This is a genomic window from Ruegeria sp. AP12, from assembly GCF_056540025.1.
The window spans coordinates 1-578 of the sequence record NZ_JBQFVZ010000287.1 but is presented as its reverse complement, the minus strand read 5'-3'; the positions used below and the strand labels follow the sequence as shown (position 1 = coordinate 578).

Annotated in this window: 1 protein-coding gene; it reads right to left on the bottom strand. The window is 57.1% G+C overall.

All coding sequences use genetic code 11. The features are described from left to right. Nucleotides 1-39: 39 nt before the first annotated feature. The coding region (locus ACR0E6_RS22790) for a sulfotransferase family protein (protein ID WP_480587696.1) at nt 40-578 on the bottom strand (539 nt) is incomplete at its 5' end.

The following is a 578-nucleotide window of genomic DNA, read 5'->3' as shown; positions in this document are numbered from 1 at the left end:
TACAAAACAAAGGCCGCCTGTACGGGCGGCCTTTTGCATTCAGTCGAGATCGTATTCCGGCCAAAGCTGGGGATCAAATCCGTCAAGCATCGGCTGGATATGATCCGCCACCTCGCGCCATCCGCCGATGGAACTGGTCGAGATTTTCTTGCGGACCTGATCGATGCTGGCGGTGAGGACCTGTTTGGTATTCTCTTCGGGATGCATCATCCGTTCATCCCACGCGATGTCGCAGAACGCAGCGACTTTCTGGCTAAAGGTCCTGGGGTCCGAGACGAGCTGTTCATACGGGATCGTCAGGATGCGGTCGCCGAACACCTTGTCCCAATGCGCCATGTACCGCCGGTAGAGGTTGGCCGAATGCGCGATTGCTTTCAGGTTTGACGCATAGCGCATACCCGGAGCCGGGAAACGCCTGATCCACTTCGATAGCCCCACATCTCGGGGATCGCGCATCATGTTGATCACGCGGGCAGTAGGAAACGCGGAAAGCAAGAAGCCAGCACGTTGATAATTATGAGGCACCTTGTCGACAAATGCGGCGGAACCTTCCGGGATCGGCGGCATCAGCTTGCGGA